The following is a 25,358-nucleotide window of genomic DNA, read 5'->3' on the forward strand; positions in this document are numbered from 1 at the left end:
TTTTCCGTCTCCCGTTTCGCCGCCCTACTCCCGATCGGTGACGTTTTGACGACGCAATGGCGGCTAACGATCGCGGCTCAGGCCCTTCTCGGCGAGCTCCGCGAGATAGGCATTCCAGCGCGCATCCTTCTCATGGCCGAGCGTGTGCAGGTAATTCCAGGTGAAGATGCCGGTGTCATGGAAGTCGTCGAAGGTGATTCGCACCGCATAGTTGCCGACCGGCTCGATCTTCAGGATGGCCACATCGCGTTTGCCGGGAACCGTCACCCGCTGTTCGGGCGAATGGCCCTGCACTTCCGCCGACGGTGAGGCGACGCGCAGCAGCTCGGCCGGCAACTCGAACGGCTGGTGGCCGGGAAAGGTCACGGTGAGCAGCTTGCGGTCCTTGGAGACCCTCAGTTCTTTCGGCGCCGTCATGATCAATCCTGCCTGAATTTGCCCTTCCCTACGCTGCTTCGCGCCAAGCGAAAAGGTATGGGATCGTGCCGACACGCAATGTCGGTCGCGGAATGTTACCAAAGATCGAGGCCGGCTATCTTGAATGGCGGGCTGGATCGTATCACATAGCTGTATATAACGGCGCCGTTAACGGCCACGGAAACGCTCGAACATGAACATGATCGACCCCTTCGGTCGCACGATCAGCTATCTCAGAGTGTCGGTCACCGACCGCTGCGATTTCCGCTGCACCTATTGCATGGCCGAGGATATGGCCTTCCTGCCCAAGAAAGACCTGCTGTCGCTGGAAGAACTCGACCGGCTCTGCACCGTGTTCATCGAAAAGGGTGTCAAACGGTTGCGCCTCACCGGCGGTGAGCCGCTGGTGCGCAAGAACATCATGCATCTGGTGCGCCAGCTTTCGCGACACCTCGACAGCGGCGCACTGGAAGAACTGACGCTGACCACCAACGGTTCACAGCTTTCGCGCTTCGCCGCCGAGCTCGCCGATTGCGGCGTCAAGCGCATCAATGTTTCGCTCGACACGCTCGATGCCGACAAGTTCCACGCAATCACCCGCTGGGGTTATCTCGGCAAGGTCATGGCGGGCATTGATGCCGCCCAGGCGGCTGGATTGAAAGTCAAGCTCAACGCGGTGGCGCTGAAGGATTTCAACGACGCCGAACTGCCCGAAATGATGCGCTGGGCGCATGGCCGCGGCATGGACCTGACCGTCATCGAAACCATGCCGATGGGCGAAATCGACGCCGATCGCACCGACCAGTACTTGCCGCTGTCGCTGCTGCGCGCATCGATCGAGCGCCAATTCACGCTGACCGACATCCCGTTCAAGACCGGTGGCCCGGCCCGCTATGTCCAAGTCGCCGAGACCGGCGGAAAACTCGGCTTCATCACGCCGATGACGCATAATTTCTGCGAAAGCTGCAACCGGGTCAGGCTGACTTGCACGGGCACGCTCTATATGTGCCTTGGCCAGGAAGACGCGGCCGACCTGCGCGCCCCGTTGCGCGCGTCCGAAGGCAATGAACTGGTTGCCGACGCTATAGACGAAGCCATCGGCCGCAAGCCGAAGGGCCATGACTTCATCATCGACCGCCGCACCAGCCGTCCGTCGGTGTCTCGGCATATGAGTGTCACGGGCGGCTGACCTCGTCGCCTGTCCGTGCGAGAATGCCGTGCAATCATCGGCTTCGGGGCAAGGCATGCGACGGCTCTACTCAATCGTCATATCTCTTGCCGCGGTCTCGGCGAATACCGCGTTTGCCGCGCAATCCACCTACGTGAACGAGCGCTTCGGCACCGTTTGCACCTTCCCCGACGATATCTTCACCGATCGCCAGCCCGAGCCTGAGAATGGCGACGGTCAGGTATGGCTGAGCGCGGACGGCGCCAGCCTGACATGCTCCGGCATCCTCAACATCGACCATGAGACGCCGAAAGACTTTGTCGTCGGCGAAAGGGCGAGCAAGGAGCCTGGCTACAAGCTCACCTACGGCAGGGCCGGCAAGGATTGGGCGGTGCTGTCGGGCGTGAAGGACGGAAAGATTTTTTACGAGCGGCGGCTGTTTGGCGGGGATGGCGTCATCCGCACGATCTGGATCGACTATCCGCCGGCGCTGAAATCGAAATATGACCCGCTGGTCGGCGCCATCGCTGGCAGCCTCAAGGGGCCATGAACCGTTCGAGCCAAGAGTATTTTAGCCACACCGCAAACAAATCTCTGTCGGCAAATGTCGGTCTGATTTACTGGTCATGGTTTCCCGCCTACCCTCCGTTCCGTAGCGATTCATCGCATTTTCGGGGGATTACATGATGCGCAAACTTCTTCTCGCTTTTGCCTTGCTCGGCTTGGCTGCCCTGCCGGCGGCTGCCCAGTCGATCGGCGGCACTTACACCGTCGCCGGCACCAATTTCGATGGTTCGTCCTATGGCGGCGAAGCCACCATCACGCTGACCAGCGGCACCACCTGCACGATCCACTGGGAGACCGGCGGCTCTTCTTCCGATGGCATCTGCATGCGCAACGACAACGCATTCTCCGCTGGCTACGAAATGGGCAAGGATATCGGCCTCGTCGTCTACAAGGTCGAGGATGACGGGTCGCTGCATGGTCTGTGGACCATCGCCGGCAAGGAGGGGAACGGCACCGAGGTGCTGTCACCCAAGAAGTAGACAATCCCTCGTCCGCACCGTGTCGGGAGGCGTTGCCGCCTTCCGACAGAATTCATACCTCGTCCGGGATGGTTTCACGCCGGCGAAGATGGATATCGGGTCCTGGCCCAGCCCTTTGCCGTTGCTGTCTCGTGGCGGGCTGTTACAGCCTTGCTTGCCAAAGCAACCGGTAGATGTCTTGCCCCTTTCCCCAAATCTTCGCGGCGCGTTGTTCATGGTGGTAGCGATGGTTGGCTTCACGCTCAACGACGCCATCACCAAATACTCTTCTGAGTCGATGAACATGGCGCAGGTCATGTTGATCAGAGGGGCGTTCGCCTCGCTGTTCGTCGGTCTGCTGGCTTGGCAACGTGGCGCACTTTTTCAGCCGCGCCTGATGCTGCAGCCGCTGGTGGCGGTCCGTGTCCTGGGCGAGGCGGGCGCTACGGTGTCCTTCCTGGTCGCGCTCGCCCATTTGCCGATCGGCAGCGTTTCGGCCGTTCTGCAAGCGCTGCCGCTGGCGGTGACGATGGGCGCGGCGCTGTTTTTCGGTGAAGCGGTCGGCTGGCGGCGCTGGCTGGCGATCGCCATCGGGTTTGCCGGGGTCATCATCATCGTGCGGCCGGGTTTCGAGGGCTTCAGCATTTACTCGCTGGTGGCGCTGGCATCCGTCGCCTGCTGCACGGTGCGGGACCTTGCCACCAAGCGCATCCCCCAGGCCATCCCGACGATGCTGGTCTCGACCGCCACCGCGCTGGCCATGACCGTAGTCGGTGCGTTTTTGTTGACGCCGATGGGTGGCTGGACACCGATGACCGGCAAAAGCACGGCGCTGCTGGCGCTGGCCGCGGTGCTGGTGCTCATCGGCTACCAATTCATCATCATGGCGATGCGATCGGGTGAGATCTCCTTCATCGCCCCGTTCCGCTACACGGCGCTCCTCTGGTCGATACTGCTTGGCTTGATTATTTTCGGTGACATACCGGACGTGCCGATGATTGGCGGCGCGGCAATAGTTGTTGGCTCGGGTCTCTATACGCTTTATCGCGAGCGGATGGTCGGCCGGCGAAAGATCGTCGCCGAAAGCACCGGCCCGGCCATGGCGCCGGAAGGACTCTAGCACCCCCTTGAAGCCGCTTGCGATTTCCGCGGCTGGCGTACAGGCTGGATAGCATGAAGCGGGATATTGCTGGGCTCATCCTGGCAGGTGGCCAGTCGAGGCGGATGGGCGGTGGCGACAAGGCGTTGTTGCCGCTGGGCGGCGGCTGCGTGCTCGACCAGGTGCTGTCGCGATTTGGCCCGCAGCTCGAGACCCTGGCGCTCAGCGCCAATGGCGATCCGGCGCGGTTCGCCCGGTTCGGGCTGCCGGTGCTTGCCGATACCATCGAAGGCTTTGCCGGGCCGCTTGCCGGAATCCTGACCGGCCTGGAATGGGCCGCCGCCGGCACGCCTTGCAGGGCGATCGTCACAGCGGCCGGCGACACGCCTTTCCTGCCGCCGGATCTCGTCGATCGTCTTGCGGCGGCGGCGCATCAACACCCCGGTTCGATCGCCGTCGCCTCTTCGGCGGGCCGGCGGCATCCGACCTTCGCGCTGTGGCCAACCGGATGCCGCGAAGCCTTGCGGCATTTCCTGGTCGATGAGGACAACAGGCGCGTTTCGACCTTTATCGAACAACACGGCCATGTCGACGTGGAATTCCCTGTCCCGCAATCCGTGGGAATCGATCCTTTCTTCAACATCAATGTGCCGGACGATCTTGCCCAGGCTGAACAGCTGTTGCAGAGCATGTCGCCATGAACAGACGCATCTTCGGCATCACCGGCTGGAAAAACTCCGGCAAGACCACACTGACGGAAAGGCTGGTCGCGGAGCTTGTGCGGCGCGGCTGGAAAGTCTCGACGGTCAAACATGCTCATCATCATTTCGACATCGACAAGCCCGGCGCCGACAGCTTCCGCCACCGGCAGGCGGGTGCTACCGAGGTTGCGATCGTATCGGGCAGTCGCTGGGCGCTGATGCACGAATTGCGTGGCGAGCAGGAGCCGCCGCTGGACGCCATCCTGTCGCGGCTCGCCCCCTGCGACATCGTGCTGGTCGAAGGCTACAAGCGCGAATCCCACCGTAAGATCGAAACGAGGCGGCTGGAAGCGAAGGACCGGACGCCGCTTGCGGTGGATGATCCCAATATTGTCGCCGTCGCCGCGGATTTCGCCATCGCCGACCAGAGCCTGCCGGTGTTCGACCTCGATGACGCAAAATCCATAGCCGACTTCATCGAGCGTACGACCGGCCTCGTTGCTTGAGAAGTAACGTAACGGTAGAAGCCCATTACCGATTTCGGCGGTTTTGCGGTTGCTTTTTTCTTGGAAAGAGTGGGAGTATCGGCCTAGCGGGCGGTCAAAAAGCACCGCCCCACAGAGCCGTTTCGGAACGACGGCCGGGACCATAAAGAGAGGACTATCATGCGTATTGCACTGCGTATCGCGCTCGCCGCATCGGCTGCGCTGCTGACGCTCGGCGTAGCCCAGGCCCAGGAGAAGACCCTGCGGATCGGCACCGAAGGCGCCTACCCCCCCTTCAACAACCTCACCGCCGATGGCCAGCTTGTCGGCTTCGACATCGACATCGCCAAGGCACTTTGCGATGAGATGAAGGTCAAGTGCACCTTCGTCGCCCAGGATTGGGACGGCATCATCCCCGCACTTCAGGCCGGCAAGTTCGACGCCATCGTGGCCTCGATGTCGATCACGCCGGAGAGGCAGCAGAAGGTCGACTTCTCGCACAAATACTACAACACCCCGTCGGCGATCGCCGTGCCGAAGGATTCGCCGCTCAAGGGAGTGACCAAGGAAGACCTCGCCGGAAAGAATATCGGCGTCGCCACCACCACCACCCATTTCAACTATGCCTCGAAGACCTACACGGACAGCACCATTAAGGGCTATCCGAGCAGCCCCGAGGAACAGGCTGACCTCGCCAATGGCCGTCTCGACGCCATCGAGGACGATATTGTCGTGCTGCAGCAGTTTCTGGATTCGCCTGAAGGCGCCTGCTGCAAGATTCTCGGCCAGCCCTCGCCGCAACCTGTCGAAATTTTCGGACCTGGCGCCGGCATCGCCGTTCGAAAGGGCGATACCGACCTGGTCAACAAGCTGAATTCCGCCATCGACGCCATCCGCGCCAACGGAAAATACAAGGAAATCAACGACAAGTACTTCAAGTTCGACGTCTACGGCGCCGAGTCCTGATCATCATTGCCAAGGCGGCGGGGTTTCCCTGCCGCCTTGTTCATCTCGGGAGCGCCGTGGGGTAAGGCCAGTCAATGCCAGTCCAAAGCATATGGACACTGCTCAGTTGGGGACCGGAGGGCTGGAGTGACGATATTGCCTATGGTGCGTTGGTCACCATCGCGCTCGCGCTTGCAACGCTGCCGATCGGCCTGACGATCGGCTTTTTCGTAGCCTGGGCCAAGCAGTCCGAAGAACCGTCGCTGCGGCTGGCCGCCAACATCTACACCACCATGTTTCGCGGCCTGCCGGAATTGGTGACGCTGTTCCTGTTCTTCTTCGGCATGCCCATCTTGCTGCAATACGTCATCCGCCTCTTCAAGCCCGAGGCAACGATCGATGTCGACAGCTTCATCGCCGGCATGATCGTGCTGTCGCTGATCTTTTCTTCCTACGCCAGCGAGGTATTCCTCTCCGCCTTTCGCGCCATTCCGAAGGGCCAGTATGAAGGCGGCTATGCAATCGGCCTGTCGAAATGGCTTACCATGCGCAAGGTGATCCTGCCGCAGCTGCTGCGCATCGCCTTTCCCGGCCTTGAGAATTGCTGGCTGAGCCTGCTCAAGGACACCGCCCTCGTCTCGGTCGTCAACCTCGCTGAAACCCTGCGCAATGCCGGCGTGGCGGCACGTGTCACCAAGCATTCCTTCCTGTTCTACAGCGTCGCCGCATTGGTTTTCCTCGTCCTGGCGATCCTGTCCTCGATCGCAACCGGGTTCATCTTGCGCTCGCTGGGGCGGAGGGAGGCACGATGAGCGTCACGGAAGCGATCTCGGTCGACCGCCCGCCGCCGCGGGCACGCGGCTGGCCGCGCACCCGCATCGTCGGTTACGCACTCGTCGGCCTCTGGATCCTCTTCGGCCTCGGTATCCTCGCCTATCTCGTCTACGCCTGGAATGGCGAGTTCTTTGCCAGATATGCACCCGCCTATCTGCAGGGACTGTGGACCACGCTGTCGCTCGTGGCGATCTCGATGGTGGCCGGCGCGATCTTTTCGCTGCCCGTCACCTATGGCCGCATGTCGAAGAACCGGTTCTTGTCCGGCCTTGCCTATTGCTATGTCTATTTCTTCCGAGGCACACCGCTGCTCGTCCAAGTCTACCTCGTTTACTATGGCTTGGGTTCTTTCCGGCTGCAGCTCGAGTCCATCGGGCTGTGGTGGTTCTTCCGCGAGGCCTTCAACTGCGGGGTGTTCGCCTTTGCGCTCAACACCGCGGCATACCAGGCCGAAATCCTCCGCGGCGCCATCGAGAGTGTTCCCAGGGGCCAATGGGAAGGTGCTGCCTCGCTCGGCCTGCACAAGCTGCAGACGCTGCGCAAGGTCATCCTGCCGCAGGCGTTCATCGTGGCCTTGCGGCCCTACGGCAATGAACTGGTTCTGATGATCAAGGCCTCGGCCATCGTCGCCATCATCACGGTCTATGACCTGATGGGCAATGCGAAGCTTGCCTACGCCAAATCCTTCGATTTCCAGGCCTATGTCTGGGTCGCCATCGTCTATCTGGTGATGGTCGAAATCCTGCGCCATGGCGTCGAATGGATCGAGCGCAGGATTACGATCCACCTCAATCGCTGAGCCGCTCCGGATCGGCCTGTGCCAGTCGATGCCGCAGCGCGCGCCTTGACGAATTCGTCGCATGGCCTAGAGCTTCCGCAGCTGAAATCTCTGTTTCGCCGGAAGGACAAGGCATGGCATCGGTGGCATTTCTCGGTCTTGGCGTCATGGGCTATCCCATGGCCGGACACCTGAAGAACAAGGGTGGCCACGACGTGACCGTCTACAACCGCACCCAAGCCAAAGCTGAGCAGTGGGTCGCCCAACATGGCGGCGGCTTTGCCGCGACGCCGGCCCAGGCCGCCGAGGGCAAGGATTTCGTTTTTTCCTGTGTCGGCAACGATGACGACTTGCGCTCGGTGACCACAGGCCCCGCAGGCGCCTTCAAGGCGATGAAGAAAGGCTCGGTATTCATTGACAACACCACGGCTTCGGCTGAAGTCGCGCGCGAACTGGCCGAAGCCGCGCAATCGGGCGGCTTCTCATTTCTCGACGCGCCCGTCTCCGGTGGCCAGGCCGGCGCCGAGAACGGCGTGCTGACCGTCATGGTCGGCGGCGATGAGGCCGCCTTCGCTAAGGCCAGGCCAGTTATCGACGCTTTTGCCCGCATGGTTGGACTGATGGGATCGGCGGGCGCCGGGCAGCTCACCAAGATGATCAACCAGATCTGTATCGCCGGGCTGGTGCAGGGGCTTTCGGAAGGCATTCATTTCGGCAAGAAGGCAGGTCTCGACATTGAGAAGGTGATCGAGGTGATTTCCAAGGGCGCGGCCGGTTCCTGGCAGATGGAAAACCGGCACAAGACCATGAATGCCGGCAAATATGACTTCGGTTTCGCCGTCGACTGGATGCGCAAGGATCTCGGCATCTGCCTTGAAGAGGCCGATCGCAATGGCGCCAGGCTGCCGGTGACCGCGCTGGTCGACCAGTTCTACAAGGACGTGCAGGCGATGGGCGGCAAGCGCTGGGACACGTCCTCGCTGCTGGCGCGGCTGGAGAAGTAGGCGCAGTGTCCCTGCCCGTTCCAGGCTGGACCGCGCAGGACATCGTCGCTCATCTGCATTCGATCGGAACCGAGGAAGTCCGCGCCGGCATGGGGCGGTTCGGTATCAACACCGCGACCGCGCTCGGTGTCGCCAATGCGGATTTGCGGCCTTTGGCGCGCAAGCTGAAGCGCGACCACAAGCGATCCCTGGCGCTGTGGGACAGCGGCGTTCGCGAAGCACGGCTGATGGCGGCCTTCACCGGCGAGCCGAAAAAGATTACCATTGAAGAATGCCGCCGCTGGGCCGGCGATTTCGATTCCTGGGAGATCGTCGACACCGTCTCGGATCTGTTCGTGGATACGCTGTTCTGGCGCCAGCTGGTCGAGGAGTTTGCCGCCGACGAGCGCGAATTCGTTCGCCGCACGGCCTTCGCGATGCTGGCATGGGCGTCAGTGCATTTGAAAAAGGAGCCGGACGCGACGTTTCTGTCCTACCTGCCGCTAGTCGAGGCTCATTCCCGCGACGAGCGCAATTTCGTCAGGAAAGCGGTCAACTGGGCGCTGCGGCAAATCGGCAAACGGTCGGTGGGTTTGCATGGCCCTGCCCTTGCCCTGGCGCAGGAACTTGCCAACTCCGCGAACAGGACGGCGCGCTGGATCGGCAAGGATGCGGTGAAAGAACTCTCGCATGCCAAAACCCACGAACGCCTCGCCACCAGAAAGACCTGACAAGGCGGGGATTGCCGCAGCCGGTTCTCGCCGACATGTGACGCGGCTCGAGCATTGACGCCACCGACAGCGGCGTCTTTACTCGCCCGCAAAGGATGCGACCATGAACCATTTCAAAGCGATCCTGGCGCTTGCGGCCGCGCTTGCACTCTCCACCGCGGGCGCTTCGGCCGAGACCACGCACATCTTCTGGAAGGATCTGCGCCCGGCGACGCAGGCCATCGCCGAAGACGCCGGCTTGCCGATGATCGCGGCGAAACTGCCGGATCATGGCGAGACACTCTCAGTCGCCCTGCACGACAAGACCATACAATTAGCCGGCTATGCATTGCCGGTCGATCGCGACGGAGATCTCGTTTATCAGTTCCTGCTGGTGCCATGGACGGGTGCGTGCAGCCACATGCCGACGCCTCCGCCCAACCAGATCGTGCTGGTCACACCAGCCCATCCCTACAAGATGTCCGAGGCCTACCAGTCGGTTGCCGTCACCGGCGCCTTGAACCCCGACATGGAGAAGAGCCAGCTGTTCATTCTCGACGGCGTCAGCGTCATCCAGTCCGGCTATAGCGTGCGCAAGGCAGATGTCGTGGCCGTCGACACGGTTCCGGACTCCGTTGTGTTGCCGGTGAACTCGCCCTGGAGCTTCCTCAACAAGAAGAAGAATTGAACGGCGGGCTCAGGCTGCGTTCGCGCCCGACTCCTTGTCCAGCACCATATAGTCGAGCGGGATTTCGGTCGTGTACTTGATCTGCTCCATGGCGAAGGACGACGACACGTCCCGGATCTCGATCTTGGCGATTAGCCGTTTGTAGAAGGCGTCGTAGGCGGCAATGTCGGGCACCACGACGCGCAAGAGGTAATCGACGTCGCCACTCATGCGATAGAATTCGACCACCTCGGGAAATTCCTGGATGACCTCGGAAAACCGGCGCAGCCATTCATGACTATGCGAATTGGTGCGGATCGACACGAAGACGGTGACCCGCACATTGACCTTCTCGTGGTCGAGAATGGCGACGCGCCGCTTGATGACGCCCTCCTCCTCCAGCTTCTGGATGCGCCGCCAGCACGGCGTGGTCGACAGGCCGACTTTCTTAGCGACATCGGCGACCGCGAGCGTCGCGTCCTCCTGCAGCAGGCGGAGAATTTTTCGGTCGAGGCGATCCATCGGAGGCTCCTGGTGGAATAGTTTCCCTATATTCCCTTTTATTTGGGCCATTCACAAGAAAGAAATTCTGCCCCTTGCGCCAAAAGCGAGTGATTTCTTGCTCAATGCCTAACCGAGGCGATAGCGGATTTCCGAGCGCAGGAAAGGCAGCAAATCCATTTCAAACCACGGATTCTGCTTCAACCAGCCCGTGTTGCGCCAGGATGGATGTGGCAGCGGCAGCACTTTGGGGCCGACGGAATTCTCCCAGATGGCGCGCCAGTCCATCACCGTTTCCGTCAGCGAGGCGCGCCGCGCCGCGCCCATATGCCAGGTCTGCGCGTAGATGCCGATCGTCAGCACCAGGTCGATCCGCGGCATCAGCGCCATCAAGGGCGCGCGCCAGGCCGGGGCGCATTCGCGCCTCGGCGGCAGGTCGCCGCCCTTGGCGTCCTGTCCGGGAAAGCAGAAGCCCATCGGCACGATGGCGAATTTCTCGATGTCGTAGAATTCGTCGCTGGTCACATCGAGCCAAGTCCGCAAACGGTCGCCCGAAGCATCGGTGAAGGGCATGCCCGACAGATGCACCTTGGTTCCCGGTGCTTGGCTGGCGATCAGGATACGGGCGCTGGAAGAGGGTCGCAGCACCGGACGCGGCTCATGCGCCAGCGGCTTGCCGATGGGATCGTCCGCGCAGATGCGGCAAGCGCGGACCGTCGCGGCGAATCTGTCCAGTTCCACGCTCAAGCAGCGGCACTCGGCCGGCTGGAGATTGCCTGATGCCAACGCGACACATTGGTGCATTCCTCCGGCACCTTGATGCGTGCCGGCTTCATGAAGTCGATCGCGATCAGCCCTGTGATGTCGGCAATGGAATAGCTGTCGCCGGCGACGAATTCACGGCTGCCGAGTTCAGCATCGAGCAGCATGAGAAACTCCACCGCCTTCGGCTTGTTGGCCTCACCCCATTCGGGGATCTGCGGAATTTCCCATTCCTTCATGGCGGGATGGATATGGCGGAAAGCCTGCGTGACGCTGCTGAGCAGGTTGAACTCCATCCGCCTCTGCCACATCTCGACCTTTGCCTTGCCAAGCGCGTCGTGTCCGAACAATGCCGGCTCGGGATGGAGTTCCTCGAAATAGCGGCAGATGGCGACGGATTCGGTGAGGATGGTGCCGTCATCGAGTTCCAGCACCGGCAGGCGCCGCAGCGGGTTGCGCGAGCTTACCGGCTGCTGTTTGTGCTCCAGCGCGCCCATGTCGACGGGCACCAACGGAACCGCGATCCCCTTCTCGGCGAGAAAAATCCGAACCCGCCGAGGGTTGGGTGCCCGGCCGCCGTCGAACAGCTTCATTTCGATCCTCCTTTTCCTTCCGCCAGACACGCTTCACCAGAAGCGAAAGATCTCGCGCGCCGCGTCGCCGATCGACGCCAGTGTGCCATGTTTTCGCTCGACGACCTCGCCGTGGTGACTATCGCGCCAGTCCTGCGGCAGGTCGAACGTGCCCGCCCAGATGCCAACCCTGGCCGCGCGGGCCGTTGCTTCATCGCCTTCGAAAGCGCCATAGGCAACGGCCCAGCCGGCCTCGACCTGGGCGCGGTTTAGGTCGGTGCCGCCGGCCTTGCAGTCGCCGAGCAACCGGCCATAGCGGTCGCGCTGCCAGCCGCTGCAGGTGACCGGCCTGCCGGCGATCAGCCGCACCAGCGACTGGCGCGCCAGCGTGCCACAGGCATAATCGGCGCCGTTCTTGTGGCAAGTCTGGGTGTATTCCGGGGCGTCGATGCCGCGCATGCGGATGCGCTCGGCGCCGAGCGTGATCGAATCGCCGTCATTGATGATGGCTGTACCTTGCGTCTTGCGTGTCTCCACTCGATCGAGACGCGCCGCAAGCAGGATCAGCAGCCCCAGAATGATGACGGTCAGCCCGTAATCCAGCAGCTTTCGCCACGGACTTCTCGGGCGCGCTGCCGCGTACCTCGGGCGCGACCTTGGCGACCACGAACGGCTCATATGGCAAACGGTTGGTTAATCATTCGAACGTAGCTTAACACCTTGAAATCGCTGCGCGCATAAATTGAAGCTTTTGATGCCCTTGCAACGCTCGAACACGGCGGACAAGTTCATTGTGGACCGCAGGAAACGGCATCGCAACAGCGATGTCGCGCGCGCGGTTCGCAAGACGCGCGACCGTCTTTCGCAGCAGGCCGGCAATCTCGATTTCGACCGCGAGCTGCTGAAGCTCCATGCCCAGGCGATGACCAGCGGTGCCGTCGTCATCCCGATGCTCGTCCTGGCGATCGCCGCGGCCGGTCGTCTGGCCGGTGTCGGCAATGAGATCGGGCTCTGGGCGTTGTTTACGCTGACCTCTTATACGATCGTCGTTTTCATGGCGCGGCGCATCGAGCGCACGGAAGCTTCCGAACTTAACGCCTTGCAAACGCGAAGGGAATTCCTGGTCGGCCACTTCCTTTGTGGTCTGGGCTGGGCCTGGTTCGTCTGGCTGGGCTGCGGGGCCTGCGAGGTCGACCAGTTCCAGGCGGTCAAGGCGGTGGTGCTGCTGTTTGCCATGGCAGGGACGGCGCTCATGGCCTCGTCCCTGGGCGGAGCACTGCTGGCGACCTTCGCGGTTCCAGTGGCGCTCTACGCCTATGCCGCGACCAAGTCCTGGATGCCGGTCGGGGCCACCATGGCTGCGCTGCTTGTCCTGTCGCTGCCTTTCTTCGCCTATATTGCCAGTCACCTCAATCGTTTTTCCCTGCTGCTGTTGTCGTTCCGCTCCGAAAAGGACGCGCTGATCGCCGAAGTGGAGACGGCGAAGTCGATGTCGGACGAGGCGCGGCGGCGGGCTGAGGACGCCAACCTGGCAAAATCGCGTTTCCTCGCTTCGATGAGCCACGAATTGCGCACGCCGCTCAACGCCATTCTCGGCTTTTCCGAGGTGATGGCGAACGAAGTCCTCGGGCCGATGAGCAATCCCACCTATCGTGACTACGCCCACGACGTGCATGACTCAGGCCAGCATCTGCTCGACCTGATCAACGAGATCCTCGACCTATCGCGCATCGAGGCCGGCCGCTACCAGCTCAACGAGGAGCCGGTCATGTTGCTCAACATCGTCGAGGATTGCTGCCACATGATGGAGTTGAAGGCGCGCAACAAGGACATCCGCGTCATCCAGGATTTCGAACAGACATTGCCGCGGCTGTTCGCCGACGAGCGCGCCGTGCGCCAGATCACGCTCAACCTTCTGTCCAATGCCATCAAGTTCACCGCCACCGGCGGCGAAATCCGCGTCCGGGTCGGCTGGACGGCGGGCGGCGGACAATACATTTCGATCAAGGACAACGGTCCGGGCATTCCCGAAGACGAGATTCCGGTCGTGCTTTCAGCCTTCGGCCAGGGTTCGATCGCCATCAAGAGCGCCGAGCAAGGCACCGGGCTTGGCCTGCCGATCGTCCAAGGGCTGCTCGCCATGCATGGCGGCGAGTTCGAGCTTCATTCCAAGCTGCGCGAAGGCACCGAGGCGATCGCTATTTTCCCGCTGAGCCGGGTGATGGAAGAACTGCCGGCGCTGCCGACCGCGGCGGTGGCCGCGCGACGGCGGTAAGGACCCCGTAAACGCTGGTGCTGCGTGGTCAACCCCGCACAGCCGCCGCCATGCCCGAACTGGTCAGTGCCGCCGCCTTGACCAGCCCAGCCGCCAGAGCGGCTCCCGCCCCTTCGCCGTGGCCGATCCCCAGATCGAGCAGCGGACGCAGCCCGAGGTGCTCGGCCGCCCTTGCATGCGCGGACTCCGGCGACAGGCTGGCGAGAAGACAATGATCAAGGGCTGCGGGGTTCGCTGCATGCAGCACCGCCGCGGCTGCCGTTGCCGCGAAGCCATCGAGCAGTACCGGTATCCGCTGCATCCGCGCGGCAAGGATTGCGCCGGCTATCGCCGCGAACTCGCGGCCGCCGACCCGGCGCAGCGCCTCAAGCGGGTCTTCGAGATGGCGGCCATGAAAAGCCAGCGCCGCATCGACAACCTCTGCCTTGCGGGCCCGCATCGCCGCGTCGGCGCCGGATCCCGGGCCAACCCAGTCGGCACCCCTGCCCCTCAAAAGCGCGGCGAGCAGGGCGGCGGCGACGGTGGAATTGCCGACGCCGAGATCGCCGAGGCAAAGCAGGTCGGTGCCGCCGGCAATCGCCTCCATGCCGAAGGCCATGGTGGCGGCGCAACCGCGCTCATCGAGCGCCGCGTCCTCGGTGATGTCGCCGGTCGGGATGTGCAGGGCAAGATCGAACACCTTCAGACCGAGGTCGTTGGCAATGCAGATCTGGTTGATCGCCGCACCGCCGGCCGCGCAAAGCTCGACCGCGTTAGCGGTCGCCGCCACGGGCCTCGGCGAAATGCCTTGCCTGGCAACGCCATGGTTGCCGGCAAAGACAGCCATCAGGGGCCTAGTCACGGCAGGCGGAGCGCGACCGCTCCAGGCTGCGAGCCAGGCGGCGATGTCCTCGACGCGGCCAAGCGAATTCTCAGGCTTATCGGCCTTGGCAAACAGTGTGCGCACGCGCGCTTCAGCTTTGAGGTCGGCCAATGGCAGATTGCCGAGCAGGTCGCGGAAATCATCGAAAGGCAGTGCACTGGTCATGTCGCGAACAATCGTTCCTGGAGCAGAGGAGCGGAATAGCTGTCTTGCGTGACCGGCACAACCTCCTCGATCGTCCTTCCTGATTTGCCGCAAAGGCGGCCACGGAAGGCGCGATCGGGAGGGCTTGCATTGGCTTTGCCGTTGCACCATGTGGAGGTGGAAGAGCGGATTCCGGACCGGGTCCACCGAGAGAAAGTCATGACGGCCATCGAATCTCCCTGCATCCTGGTCTGTTCGATCGATATGAAAACCGGCTTCTGCTTCGGTTGCGGCCGCACGCGCGAGGAGATCGGCGCCTGGATAGGGATGACGCCCGAGACGCGCCGCAGCGTGATGGCCGAACTGCCAGCCCGGCTCGAAACCGTCGAGCGCCGGCCGCGCCGGGAAACGCGCCGCACCCGCATGGCGCGTGAACGCGACGCACTCTAGCGAGGGACGAGTGAGCAGCCGGCTGTTCTGGGTTGTGATGGCGGTGATCGGTGTAGGGGCAGCCCTGCTCATGCTCAACGATTCCGCCGGCAGCACGTTCGGCGTCGAGAATTACGATTTTGGCCGGCTGATCTGGCTTGGGGCTTTCGGCGCCCTTATCGGCGCCGGCTTGCTGCGGTCCGCTCCGCTGGGAGTGATGGCCCGCAATCTCGGCGCCTGGGCGGCTATCGTGCTCGCGCTGATCGCCGGCTATCAATATCGCTACGAGCTGCAGGACGTCGCCAGCCGGGTGACCGCCGGCCTTGTTCCCGGCAGCCCGCTGGCGCTCGGTGTCGAAGACGGCCACGCCACCGTGACCTTGGACAAGGCCGACAATGGCCATTTCGAAGCGCGCATCCTGGTCAACGGCAACCCGGTTCGCGCCGTTGTCGACACCGGCGCCACCAGCACGGTGCTGAGTTCGGAGGACGCCCAGGCCTCAGGCTTCAATCCCGCGGCACTCAACTACACGATACCGGTTTCGACCGCCAACGGCATGACGCGCGCCGCGGCGGTCAAAACCGACGAACTGGCGATCGGCGGCATCGTGCGCAAGGATATGCCGGTGATGATCGCCGCTCCAGGCATGCTGAGCCAAAGCCTGCTCGGCATGAACTTCATCGGTTCGCTGTCGGGCTTCGACGTGCGCGGCGACCGGATGATCCTCAGGGACTGAGCTCAGGCCGCTTCGGCCGCTCCTCCGAGTTCGACAGCCGCGAAAGCCGTCTTCAGCACGTCAGCCCCGGCCCCGGGTCGGGTTGCGTCGGTGGACAGGATCTGACGATAGCGGCGAGCGCCGGGCAGCCCATGAAACAGCCCGACCATATGGCGGGTGACATGGCCGAGCCGGCCGCCTTGTTCGATATGGCGCGCCGCATACTCCGCCATAGCATCGATCAGTGCCGCGAAATCGAACGCCTCCGACCGCGCACCGTAGAAGGCGGCGTCAACACCGGCCAGAATGCCTGGTGTGTGGTACGCGGCGCGGCCGAGCATGGCTCCGTCGACATGATCGAGATGCAGCCGCGCCTCGTCAAGAGACTGAATACCGCCATTGATGCCTATGAATTTGCTTTGTTTTCTAGCCTTCAACCGATAAACCCTGTTATAGTCTAGCGGCGGGATGTCGCGATTTTCCCTGGGGCTCAGCCCTTCCAGCCAGGCCTTGCGAGCATGCACCCACAAGGCATCGGCGCCGGCATCGAACACCCCATTCGCCAGCGCATCGAGCGCGGGCTCCGGATCCTGTTCGTCGACGCCGATGCGGCACTTGACCGTGACTGGCACCGTCACCGCCGCCTTCATCGCCGCGACGCAGGTTGCGACGAGGTCGGGTACTTTCATCAGGCAAGCGCCGAACGTGCCCGACTGGACGCGGTCGGACGGGCAGCCGACATTGAGATTGATCTCGTCATAACCGAAGGCTTCGCCAACGCGCGCCGCTTCGGCAAGTTTTGCCGGATCGGAGCCGCCAAGTTGCAGGGCGACGGGATGTTCCACCTCATCGAAGCCAAGCAGCCGCTCGCGCGCGCCGTGGATGACCGCGTCGGCCACAACCATTTCGGTATAAAGCAGCGCATGTGTCGTCAGCTGGCGATGGAAGAACCGGCAATGCCGGTCCGTCCAGTCCATCATGGGTGCAATAGCCAGTCTATACTGTTGATTTTTCAGCATTTTCTTTAACATTCAAAACGCTAGACCCTGCCGGGTGCACACGAATTTACGCCAAGTCGATCATGGTGAGACGCTGACAAAGTCCCGTATAGCGCGCCTGAAGCCCTTCGGCGAATTCGTCGACCTTCATATCGACGACATGTGCGATGTAGGCAAGTCCCTCTCCGATCTGTGTCGTAAGCACATGAGTTGTCCGGATTAGGTAGCAGATGAGTTGTCCGGGTTTATCGCCCGCCAAAGGAGGCTTGGGATGCCACGGACAGCATGGCTGAACACCAGCCTTCAAATCCAACTGCACGAATTTTTCCAAAGCAGGAACATAGAAGCATTGTGCGAGTTAGGCACGGACGCCTGCTCGCGTTCACGATCTGCCAGGGTTCTCTTTGATGTTCGAACGAATGCCCAAGACAATGTATCGCTGTCAGCTTTTCGTATCTGCCTTTGGTTTGTTGTTGCTGATGGGCGACCTGCTCCACGATGACAGGGCCATGGCGCAGCAGGCTTGTCCGGCCGATCACGATAGGCTGCTTACAGTCCTCAAAGCCAATGTGAAGGCAAGCGGCGGACCAGCCAATGGCGGCTTTGAAACCAACGAATGGGGCGCGATCGTTGCCCGCGATGGCACTGTCTGCGCGATTGCGTTCAGCGGCCCGGCAGTCGATTCGCAATGGCCGGGCAGTCGGCTCGTCGCAGCGGAGAAAGCCAACACCGCCAATGGTCTCAGCCTGGCTCAAATGGCCCTGTCGACGGCCAATCTCTACGCTGGCGTGCAACCGGGTGGGCCGCTGTTCGGGCTGCAGGCGACCAACCCCGTCAACCAAGCCGCGGCTTATGCGGGCGATCCCAAAACCTTCGGCAGCGCCAACGATCCGTTGGTCGGCAAGCCTATCGGCGGCGTCGTCGTGTTTGGCGGGGGCTTGGCCCTTTACGACGGCAAAACGATCGTCGGCGCGCTTGGCGTCAGTGGCGATTCCTCTTGCGCCGACCACAATGTCGCCTGGCGCGTTCGCGCGGCTCTCGGCCTCGACAAGGTCCCGGCAGGCGTCAATCCCAACCGTAAGGATGCCATCATCTATGATCTCGATCCCGGCGGAAAAAGCGCCTCCGGCTGGGGTCACCCGCTATGCTCGGGCACCGAGGCCGACATCGCAGCGGAAATCGGTTCAGGCGTCGGAGGCGCGACACCGAAATGAAGCAAGCAGCGCGGTGTGCAACACCCTGCGTCGACGCGGTACGCACGAACCGCCCGGCGGCAGCTAGAAAACGTCTCCAGAGCTTCCTTGCGGGGTTGCTGCTGGCTTGCACTCCTCTGCTGACAGGCGCTTCCGAAGCTCCGCCACCGTCAGCGATCTCGCCGCCGGCTTCCGCCGCACCGCGCGACGATGGGCAATGGACGATGCCGGCCAAGAACTACGCGTCGACCCGCTACAGTGAACTCACGGAAATCAACGAAGGCAATGTCAAGAACCTGCAGGTGGCCTTCACCTTCTCCACCGGCGTCAACAAAGGCCAGGAAGCGGCGCCGCTGGTCGTCGGCGGCACGATGTACATCGTGACCCCCTTCCCCAACATGGTCTACGCGCTCGACCTCACCAAGCCAGGCGCGCCGATGAAATGGAAGTTCGAACCCAATCCCGAACCCGCGGCGCAAGGGGTTGCCTGTTGCGACGTCGTGAATCGCGGCGCGGCTTTCGCGGACGGGCGCATCTTCTTCAACACACTGGACGGTCACACCATCGCACTCGATGCGAACACCGGTCAGCCGATCTGGAACTCCCATATCGGCAACATCAACATAGGCGAGACCATCACCATGGCGCCGTTGGTGGTGAAAGGCAAAGTGCTGGTCGGCAATTCAGGCGGCGAGATGGGCGTCCGCGGCTGGGTCAAGGCGCTTGACGCCGGCGACGGTCATGTCGTCTGGACGGCCTACGGCACCGGACCGGACAAGGACGTGCTGATCGGCCCCGATTTCAAGCCGCATTACGACATGGACAAGGGCAAGGACCTCGGCGTCACGACATGGCCGCCGGAAGCCTGGAAAATCGGCGGCGGCAACATGTGGGGCTGGATTTCCTACGACCCGGATCTCAACCTGATCTTCCACGGCACCGGCAACCCTGGACCGTGGAACCCGGATCTGCGGCCCGGCGACAACAAATGGACGTCAGGGATTTTCGCCCGCGACCCCGATACCGGAGCGGCGAAATGGTTCTACCAGTGGAGCCCGCACGACCTTCATGACTATGACGGGATCAACGAGCAGGTCCTGCTCGACATGAACTGGCAGGGCAAGCCGCGCAAGGTGCTGGTCCGGCCCGAGCGCAACGGCTATCTCTACATTCTCGACCGGACCACCGGCGAAGTGCTGTCCGCGAAGCCCTACGGCCCCGTCAATTCCAGCAAGGGTGTCGACCTCGACAGCGGCCGTCTGATCGAGAACCCGGACAAGAAGACCGGTACCGGCAAGGTCGTCCGCGACATCTGCCCGACCGCGTCAGGGCTCAAGGATTGGCAGCCTTCCGCCTTCTCGCCGAAGACAGGGCTGCTCTACATACCGCATAACAATCTGTGCATGGACGAAGAAGGCGTCGAGGTGAACTACATTGCCGGCACGCCCTATGTCGGCATGAACGTGCGCATGATCCCCGGGCCTGGTGGGAACCGGGGCGCCTTCACCGCTTGGGACATCGCCGCGGAGAAGCCCGCCTGGAGCCTCAAGGAGAACTTCCCGGTGTGGAGCGGCGCGGTCGTGACCGCCGGCGATGTCGTCTTCTACGGAACCATGGAGGGTTGGTTCAAGGCGGTCAGCGCCAAGACCGGCGAGCTGCTTTGGCAATTCAAGACGTCGTCCGGCATCATCGGCCAGCCCATCACATATCGCGGCCCCGACGGACACCAATATGTGGCGATCCTGTCGGGTGTAGGCGGCTGGGCCGGCGCCATCGTGTCCGGCGATCTCGATCCGCGCGACGCCACCGCTGCCCTCGGTTTCGTCAACGCGATGAAGGATCTCAAGGACGCGACAACGGCGGGAGGCACGCTCTATGTGTTCCGGCTGCCCTGAGGCACTCGAGCGGGCCCCGCGCCAGGTGCGAAAGGCGCTCCAGCGACTGGCAACCGGCATGGTCGCCCTCGCCTTGCTGCTCTTGCCGGCGACAGCGAATGTGCGTGAACTGAGGGTCTGCGCCGACCCGAACAACATGCCCTTCTCCAACGCCGCCGGTCAGGGCTTCGAGAACAGGATCGCTGAGATCGTGGCCGCCGATCTCGGCGCCAAACTGACCTACACTTGGTGGGCACAGCGCCGGGGCTTCGTGCGCAACACGCTGAAGGCCGGCCTTTGCGATCTCGTGCCCGGCACGCCGGCCAATCTCGAAATGCTGCGCACCACCACCCCCTATTATCGGTCGTCCTATGTTTTCGTCACCCGCCAGGACGGCCCGGATGTGGCATCCTTCAACGATCCGCGGCTGCGCGCCATGCGGATCGGCGTGCAACTCATCGGCGACGACGGGGCCAATTCGCCTCCCGTCCAGGCGCTCGGCCGCCGCGGCATCGTCGGGCATCTCGTCGGCTATCCCGTCTATGGCGACTACTCCGCACCCAACCCTCCGGCGCGCATCGTCGAAGCAGTGGCGACCGGAGACATCGATCTTGCCGTCGTCTGGGGCCCGCTCGCCGGCTACTTCGCCGCCAAGCAGAAAGTGCCTCTCCGCGTCACGCCCGTCACGCCTCGCATCGACGGGCCGCAATTGCCCATGATCTACGACATCTCGATGGGCGTTCGGCGCGAGGACGATGCGCTGCGTGGCGATGTGAACAGCGCGCTGGCCAGGCACAAGGCCGAGATCGACGCATTGCTGTCGCAATATGGCGTGCCGCGCCTCGATGGCCCGGGGAGCCCAGTGCGATGAAGCACGGTGCCGCCATGCTCTTGTTTACGGCCCTAGCGCTTACGGCATGCCAGCGCGAGGAGCGCGACACGCGCCCGCAATCCTCGCTCGGATCGGGCGAGCAGCCGGCGCCTGTGACCACATTGGAACCCGGTGGAAAGCGGCCTTCGGCCAGCGACAACAAGGCAGCCAGCTTCGAGGCCAATGCCTTCCACCTCAGCGAGGGCAAGCGCCTGTTCAGCTGGTTCAACTGTTCGGGCTGTCATGCCAATGGCGGCGGCGGCATGGGGCCGGCCTTGATGGACCAGAAATGGCTTTACGGCAGTTCGATCGAAAGCATCCACGCCACCATCCGCGATGGGCGGCCAAAAGGCATGCCGAGCTTCCGCGACAAGATACCCGATGACCAGATTTGGGAGCTTGCCGCCTTCGTTCGCTCGCTGAGTGGCAACGCACCCTCGTCCGCCGCGCCGCAACGCAATGACGACATGATGCCGCATCCGTCGGAAAATCGCATGCCGGATGCAGCCACGCTGGGGAAATCACCGTGAAGCGCCTTGCGTCGACCGGGTTCGGCACGGCCTGCGTCTTATTTCTGCAGGGATGCGCGGGATGGCAATCAGCGCTCGACCCGAAAGGGCCAGCTGCCAGTGAGCTGGCATGGCTCATCTGGTTTTTCACCGCGCTTTGCGCGGTGATCTGGGTCCTGGTGATGATCGCTCTTGCCACACCGTTGATGATGCGGTCGCGGGACGGCGCCGAGCCGCTCGTGCTCGACGCCGGCGCCGACCATCGAAAGTTGCGCGTTGTCGTGGTTGCCGTCGGGCTGACCGCAGCCATCGTGGTCGGGCTGACCTTGCTGAGCTTCTTCGCCAACAGGACGCTTGCGGCGATCGGCTCCGACGCCGCGCTCACCATTCGCGTCACGGGCCACCAATGGTGGTGGGAAGTGCGCTACGAAGACGCCACGCCGAGCCGTATCCTGACCACGGCGAACGAAATCCACATCCCCGCCGGGGAGCCCGTACGGCTTCTGCTGACATCGACGGACGTGATCCATTCCTTCTGGGTGCCGAGCCTTTCCGGCAAGCTCGACCTCATCCCCGGCCATATCAATGTGCTCGACATCAAGGCCGACAAGCCTGGCGTATATCGCGGCCAGTGCGCCGAGTTCTGCGGTGCGCAGCATGCGAACATGGGTACCTTCATCATCGCCGAGCCGAAGGAAAAGTTCGACGCTTGGTGGAACGACCAGTTGCAGCCGTCTGGCCCTCCGGCGAGCGACGAGGCCAAGGCTGGCGAGGACCTGTTCCTCAAGCGTCCCTGCGTGATGTGCCACAGGATCGGGGGCACTCCAGCGGGAGGAACCGTCGCGCCGGATCTGACGCATATTGCCAGCCGGCGCACGCTCGCCGCCGGCACGTTGACGATGAGCCGAGGCAATATCGCTGCCTGGATAGCGGACCCCCAAGGCGTGAAGCCCGGTTCCCACATGCCTGTGGTGGAGCTCAACGGCGACGAACTCAACGCCATCGTCGCCTATCTCGAGGGTCTGAAATGAGCAGCGCGGATCTGATCAGCGAACGCGACCTGCCGCCGAAACGCGAGACCGCCACCAAGGGCGACCTGGCTCCCGAGCATGACGGACCGCGCGATACCGGCATGGACGATGCCAGCCTGCACCACTGGCTCACGCGGGCATGGCGCACGCCGCCCGGCATCATCGGAGCATTGTCGAGCGTCGACCACAAGGTCATCGCAAGGCGCTATCTGATCACGGCCTTCATCTTCCTGTGCCTTGGCGGGCTGAACGCGGTCGCCATGCGAATCCAACTCTCCGGGCCGCAGCGCGGGCTGATCGGGCCGGACCTCTACAACCAGCTGTTCACGATGCATGGCGTCACCATGATGTTCCTGTTCGCTGTGCCCATCGTTCAGGCAACGGGAATCTATCTGGTGCCGCTGATGGTCGGCACCCGTAACATCGCCTTCCCGCGGCTCAATGCATTCGGCTACTGGATCTACGTCTCGGGCGGGGCCTTTGCCTGGATCTCATTCCTCCTCAACATGGCGCCGGACGTCGGCTGGTTCGCCTATGTGCCCCTATCCGGACCGGAATTCTCTCCTGGCAAGCGCGCTGACGTCTGGGCGCAAATGATCACCTATACCGAAGTGTCGTCGCTTGCGGTCGCCGTCGCCACCATCGTCACCGTGTTCAAGCAACGCGCGCCCGGCATGTCGCTGGACAAGATACCGCTTTATGTGTGGGCACTGCTGGTCACTTCCTTCGTCGTCGTCTTCGCGATGCCGGCGGTCATGATCACCTCGACCTTCCTCATTCTCGACCGGCTTGTCGGAACCCACATTTTCAACCCCGCGGAGGGCGGCGACGCCCTGCTGTTTCAGCATCTGTTCTGGTTCTTCGGTCATCCCGAGGTCTACATCATCTTCCTGCCGGCGACGGGCATGGTCTCCTCCATCATTCCCGCTTTTGCCCGGCGACCGACGTTCGGCCATTTAGGGCTGGTCCTGTCGCTGATCGCGGTGGGTTTCCTGTCGTTCGGCCTCTGGGTGCATCATATGTTTGCAACCGGATTGCCGAAGCTCGGGGCGAGCTTCTTCACGGCGTCCAGCATGCTGATCGCCATCCCCAATGGCGTGCAGATCTTCTGCTGGCTGGCGACCTTGTGGGATGGCAGACCGGTGATCCGCACGCCGCTGCTGTTCGTCTTCGGCTTCTTCTTCATCTTCGTCATCGGCGGGCTAACCGGCGTCATGCTCGCCTCGGTGCCGCTCGACCTTCAGGTGCACGACACCTACTTCGTCGTCGCCCACTTCCACTATGTGCTGATCGGCGGATCGGTATTCCCGCTGCTGGGCGCGGCCTATTTCTGGTTCCCCAAGATCACCGGGCGCATGATGAGCGAACGTCTCGGACGCTGGCATTTCGGGCTGGCCTTCATCGGCTTCAACGCGGCCTTCTTCCCGATGCATCTCGTCGGCCTGTGGGGCATGCCGCGCAGGGTCTATACCTATCCGGCGGAGCTTGGCTGGGGCAACATCAACCTGTTCATCAGCGCCGGCGCGGTGCTGTTCTTCCTAAGCTTCGTGCTGTTCACCTTCAACCTGATACATGGCGCATTGAAAGGGGCTCCGGCCGGCGATAACCCCTGGGATGCCGGCACCCTGGAATGGGCCACGTCGTCCCCGCCTCCAAGTTACAATTTCTCGCGCATTCCGATCGTGACGAATGTCGAGCCGCTGTGGGCCGAACGAGAGGCGCTTCCCGTCGCAACCGGACTCCGCGTCGATGTCCGCGAGTTGCTCATCTCGACGGTGGCGGAGGCCTACCCCGACATCCGCGAGAAATCGGCGACGCCGTCGATCTGGCCGCTGCTGGCGGCGATCGCCGTGGGCGGCACGTTCCTCTACTCGATCTTTACGCCGTGGGCGATCGTCTGGGGCGCCATGCCGATCGCGCTCACGCTGCTCGGCTGGTTCTGGCCCAAGGGCGATCCGGAGGACGAGGAATGAATCAGCGGCCCGTCACCGACCTTTCCGCCCTCCCTACGTTTGGCCATGGTCCGCGCAGCCCAACCTGGTGGGGCACGCTCGGCTTCATGGCATTGGAAGGGACGGGCTTCGCGCTGGCGGCCGGCGCCTATCTCTATCTGGCGATGTCATGGCCCAACTGGCGTCTGAGCGCCCCGGAACCTAACCATTGGCCGGGAACGATCGTCACCCTGTTGCTGATCGCCAGCCTGGTGCCAAACCACATCCTCAATCGCTACGCCGAGCATTGCGCCATCGTACCGGTGCGGATCGGCATGGTCGTGATGTCGCTGTTCGGTGTCGCCCCGCTCGTGGTGCGCTGGTTCGAGTTCCCGGCATTGAATATCTTTTGGGACACAAACGCCTACGGCTCGATGCTTTGGGTGTTGCTTGGACTGCACACCACGCATCTGATCACCGACGTGGGCGACACGATCGTGCTGACGGTGCTGATGTTCACACGCCATGGGTATAGCGGCCGGCGCTTCGGCGATGTGGGCGACAACGTCTTCTACTGGGATTTCGTGGTGCTCACCTGGATCCCGATCTACCTGCTCATCTACTGGGTACCGAGGCTAGGCTGATGCGCGCGCTGCGGTTGGGAATGTCCTGGGGTGGTCTTCTGTCGGGGCCTTTGGCTTGGGCAATCTCGACGCAGCTGAACTACGCGCTTGTTCCGTGGCAGTGCAATCGCCAGGTTCCGGTCGTGCTTCCGATCGCATTGCTGCTGGCCTTCCTTTCACTTCTCGGCGGCATGCTTTCTTGGCGGGCACGGCGGCAAGGGGGCGCGGCTTTCAAGCCGGAGCGCACGCGCGGCAC

At 62.7% G+C, this 25,358-nt stretch carries 31 protein-coding genes; 23 read left to right on the forward strand and 8 right to left on the reverse strand.

Annotation, left to right across the window (positions count from 1 at the left end):
- Nucleotides 1–63 precede the first annotated feature (63 nt).
- Nucleotides 64–417, reverse strand: a complete 354-nt coding sequence (locus FJ950_RS26115; RefSeq protein ID WP_140619676.1) for a DUF971 domain-containing protein — start codon at nt 415–417, stop codon at nt 64–66.
- A 193-nt stretch (nt 418–610) separates the two neighbouring features.
- Here FJ950_RS26115 and moaA point away from each other — a divergent pair, with 193 nt between their 5' ends.
- The 12 genes from moaA (at nt 611) to FJ950_RS26175 (ending at nt 9,833) form a co-directional block, all read left to right on the forward strand.
- Nucleotides 611–1,606: a GTP 3',8-cyclase MoaA gene (gene moaA, locus FJ950_RS26120; protein WP_140619678.1), complete on the forward strand. Its 996-nt coding sequence runs from the start codon at nt 611–613 to the stop codon at nt 1,604–1,606.
- Nucleotides 1,607–1,661: 55 nt separating this feature from the next.
- Entirely contained in the window at nt 1,662–2,135 is a 474-nt protein-coding gene (locus FJ950_RS26125; protein ID WP_140619680.1) for a hypothetical protein, read from the forward strand.
- 136 nt (nt 2,136–2,271) lie between these two features.
- Nucleotides 2,272–2,631 carry a hypothetical protein gene (locus FJ950_RS26130; RefSeq protein WP_015317859.1) on the forward strand — a complete coding sequence of 120 codons (360 nt, stop codon included), beginning with the start codon at nt 2,272–2,274 and terminating at the stop codon, nt 2,629–2,631.
- A 178-nt stretch (nt 2,632–2,809) separates the two neighbouring features.
- Nucleotides 2,810–3,730 carry a DMT family transporter gene (locus FJ950_RS26135; RefSeq protein WP_140619722.1) on the forward strand — a complete coding sequence of 307 codons (921 nt, stop codon included), beginning with the start codon at nt 2,810–2,812 and terminating at the stop codon, nt 3,728–3,730.
- A 53-nt stretch (nt 3,731–3,783) separates the two neighbouring features.
- A complete protein-coding gene (gene mobA, locus FJ950_RS26140; protein ID WP_140619682.1) occupies nt 3,784–4,410 on the forward strand; it encodes a molybdenum cofactor guanylyltransferase MobA in 627 nt (208 codons plus the stop codon).
- Nucleotides 4,407–4,916, forward strand: a complete 510-nt coding sequence (gene mobB, locus FJ950_RS26145; RefSeq protein ID WP_140619683.1) for a molybdopterin-guanine dinucleotide biosynthesis protein B — start codon at nt 4,407–4,409, stop codon at nt 4,914–4,916. Before mobA ends, mobB begins: the two co-directional genes overlap by 4 nt.
- A 159-nt stretch (nt 4,917–5,075) precedes the next feature.
- Nucleotides 5,076–5,861: an ABC transporter substrate-binding protein gene (locus FJ950_RS26150; RefSeq protein ID WP_015317855.1), complete on the forward strand. Its 786-nt coding sequence runs from the start codon at nt 5,076–5,078 to the stop codon at nt 5,859–5,861.
- 74 nt (nt 5,862–5,935) lie between these two features.
- Nucleotides 5,936–6,652, forward strand: coding sequence for an ABC transporter permease (locus tag FJ950_RS26155; RefSeq protein WP_015317854.1), 717 nt, complete (start codon nt 5,936–5,938; stop codon nt 6,650–6,652).
- The gene (locus FJ950_RS26160; protein ID WP_140619685.1) at nt 6,649–7,473 is read left to right on the forward strand and encodes an ABC transporter permease; all 825 of its coding nucleotides are present in this window, start codon (nt 6,649–6,651) and stop codon (nt 7,471–7,473) included. Before FJ950_RS26155 ends, FJ950_RS26160 begins: the two co-directional genes overlap by 4 nt.
- Before the next feature lie 113 nt (nt 7,474–7,586).
- A complete protein-coding gene (locus FJ950_RS26165; protein ID WP_140619686.1) occupies nt 7,587–8,456 on the forward strand; it encodes an NAD(P)-dependent oxidoreductase in 870 nt (289 codons plus the stop codon).
- Between the two features lie 5 nt (nt 8,457–8,461).
- On the forward strand, nt 8,462–9,166 hold the full coding sequence (locus FJ950_RS26170; RefSeq protein ID WP_015317851.1) for a DNA alkylation repair protein: 705 nt from the start codon (nt 8,462–8,464) through the stop codon (nt 9,164–9,166).
- Nucleotides 9,167–9,269: 103 nt separating this feature from the next.
- A complete protein-coding gene (locus FJ950_RS26175) occupies nt 9,270–9,833 on the forward strand; it encodes a DUF3299 domain-containing protein (protein WP_140619688.1) in 564 nt (187 codons plus the stop codon).
- A 9-nt stretch (nt 9,834–9,842) separates the two neighbouring features.
- Here FJ950_RS26175 and FJ950_RS26180 read toward each other — a convergent pair whose 3' ends face one another.
- The 4 genes from FJ950_RS26180 to FJ950_RS26195 all read right to left on the reverse strand — a co-directional run bounded on the left by FJ950_RS26180 (nt 9,843) and on the right by FJ950_RS26195 (nt 12,325).
- On the reverse strand, nt 9,843–10,334 hold the full coding sequence (locus FJ950_RS26180; RefSeq protein WP_006205209.1) for an Lrp/AsnC family transcriptional regulator: 492 nt from the start codon (nt 10,332–10,334) through the stop codon (nt 9,843–9,845).
- Nucleotides 10,335–10,442: 108 nt separating this feature from the next.
- Nucleotides 10,443–11,117, reverse strand: coding sequence for a uracil-DNA glycosylase family protein (locus FJ950_RS26185; RefSeq protein ID WP_140619690.1), 675 nt, complete (start codon nt 11,115–11,117; stop codon nt 10,443–10,445).
- A complete protein-coding gene (locus FJ950_RS26190; RefSeq protein ID WP_140619692.1) occupies nt 11,057–11,668 on the reverse strand; it encodes a glutathione S-transferase in 612 nt (203 codons plus the stop codon). Before FJ950_RS26190 ends, FJ950_RS26185 begins: the two co-directional genes overlap by 61 nt.
- Nucleotides 11,669–11,701: 33 nt before the next feature.
- Nucleotides 11,702–12,325: a thermonuclease family protein gene (locus FJ950_RS26195; protein ID WP_140619697.1), complete on the reverse strand. Its 624-nt coding sequence runs from the start codon at nt 12,323–12,325 to the stop codon at nt 11,702–11,704.
- A gap of 76 nt (nt 12,326–12,401) precedes the next feature.
- Between FJ950_RS26195 and FJ950_RS26200 the strand changes: the two genes are divergently transcribed.
- Complete coding sequence (locus FJ950_RS26200; RefSeq protein ID WP_140619699.1) at nt 12,402–13,922, forward strand: HAMP domain-containing sensor histidine kinase; 1,521 nt, start codon at nt 12,402–12,404, stop codon at nt 13,920–13,922.
- A gap of 28 nt (nt 13,923–13,950) precedes the next feature.
- On the opposite strand, the gene FJ950_RS26205 is transcribed toward FJ950_RS26200, so the two are convergent.
- Entirely contained in the window at nt 13,951–14,949 is a 999-nt protein-coding gene (locus FJ950_RS26205; protein WP_140619701.1) for a nicotinate-nucleotide--dimethylbenzimidazole phosphoribosyltransferase, read from the reverse strand.
- Between the two features lie 198 nt (nt 14,950–15,147).
- Here FJ950_RS26205 and FJ950_RS26210 point away from each other — a divergent pair, with 198 nt between their 5' ends.
- Both FJ950_RS26210 and FJ950_RS26215 read left to right on the forward strand, forming a co-directional pair.
- Complete coding sequence (locus tag FJ950_RS26210) at nt 15,148–15,378, forward strand: DUF1289 domain-containing protein (RefSeq protein ID WP_041163452.1); 231 nt, start codon at nt 15,148–15,150, stop codon at nt 15,376–15,378.
- A 10-nt stretch (nt 15,379–15,388) separates the two neighbouring features.
- Nucleotides 15,389–16,093, forward strand: coding sequence for a TIGR02281 family clan AA aspartic protease (locus FJ950_RS26215; RefSeq protein WP_246681373.1), 705 nt, complete (start codon nt 15,389–15,391; stop codon nt 16,091–16,093).
- A gap of 2 nt (nt 16,094–16,095) precedes the next feature.
- On the opposite strand, the gene dusA is transcribed toward FJ950_RS26215, so the two are convergent.
- A complete protein-coding gene (gene dusA, locus FJ950_RS26220; protein WP_140619703.1) occupies nt 16,096–17,091 on the reverse strand; it encodes a tRNA dihydrouridine(20/20a) synthase DusA in 996 nt (331 codons plus the stop codon).
- Nucleotides 17,092–17,137: 46 nt separating this feature from the next.
- Nucleotides 17,138–17,275, reverse strand: a complete 138-nt coding sequence (locus FJ950_RS29605; RefSeq protein WP_157163660.1) for a hypothetical protein — start codon at nt 17,273–17,275, stop codon at nt 17,138–17,140.
- 274 nt (nt 17,276–17,549) lie between these two features.
- On the opposite strand from FJ950_RS29605, the gene FJ950_RS26230 reads away from it, so the two are divergent.
- The 8 genes from FJ950_RS26230 to FJ950_RS29715 all read left to right on the forward strand — a co-directional run.
- Nucleotides 17,550–18,284 carry a heme-binding protein gene (locus FJ950_RS26230; protein WP_224587218.1) on the forward strand — a complete coding sequence of 245 codons (735 nt, stop codon included), beginning with the start codon at nt 17,550–17,552 and terminating at the stop codon, nt 18,282–18,284.
- Nucleotides 18,285–18,400: 116 nt separating this feature from the next.
- Nucleotides 18,401–20,158 (forward strand): methanol/ethanol family PQQ-dependent dehydrogenase, encoded by a 1,758-nt coding sequence (locus tag FJ950_RS26235; protein ID WP_280739578.1) that lies wholly within the window; start codon nt 18,401–18,403, stop codon nt 20,156–20,158.
- Complete coding sequence (locus tag FJ950_RS26240) at nt 20,139–21,008, forward strand: substrate-binding domain-containing protein (protein ID WP_140619707.1); 870 nt, start codon at nt 20,139–20,141, stop codon at nt 21,006–21,008. Before FJ950_RS26235 ends, FJ950_RS26240 begins: the two co-directional genes overlap by 20 nt.
- Entirely contained in the window at nt 21,005–21,538 is a 534-nt protein-coding gene (locus tag FJ950_RS26245) for a c-type cytochrome (RefSeq protein WP_140619709.1), read from the forward strand. Before FJ950_RS26240 ends, FJ950_RS26245 begins: the two co-directional genes overlap by 4 nt.
- Nucleotides 21,535–22,548 carry a cytochrome c oxidase subunit II gene (coxB, locus tag FJ950_RS26250; RefSeq protein ID WP_140619711.1) on the forward strand — a complete coding sequence of 338 codons (1,014 nt, stop codon included), beginning with the start codon at nt 21,535–21,537 and terminating at the stop codon, nt 22,546–22,548. The genes FJ950_RS26245 and coxB overlap by 4 nt, the downstream gene beginning before the upstream one ends.
- Nucleotides 22,545–24,521: a cytochrome c oxidase subunit I gene (ctaD, locus tag FJ950_RS26255; protein ID WP_140619713.1), complete on the forward strand. Its 1,977-nt coding sequence runs from the start codon at nt 22,545–22,547 to the stop codon at nt 24,519–24,521. The genes coxB and ctaD overlap by 4 nt, the downstream gene beginning before the upstream one ends.
- On the forward strand, nt 24,518–25,123 hold the full coding sequence (locus FJ950_RS26260) for a cytochrome C oxidase subunit III (RefSeq protein WP_140619715.1): 606 nt from the start codon (nt 24,518–24,520) through the stop codon (nt 25,121–25,123). The genes ctaD and FJ950_RS26260 overlap by 4 nt, the downstream gene beginning before the upstream one ends.
- The coding region (locus FJ950_RS29715) for a hypothetical protein (RefSeq protein ID WP_140619717.1) at nt 25,123–25,358 on the forward strand (236 nt) is incomplete at its 3' end. The genes FJ950_RS26260 and FJ950_RS29715, both read left to right, overlap by 1 nt.

The sequence above is a fragment of the Mesorhizobium sp. B2-3-14 genome, from assembly GCF_006442175.1.
GTDB lineage: Bacteria > Pseudomonadota > Alphaproteobacteria > Rhizobiales > Rhizobiaceae > Mesorhizobium > Mesorhizobium australicum.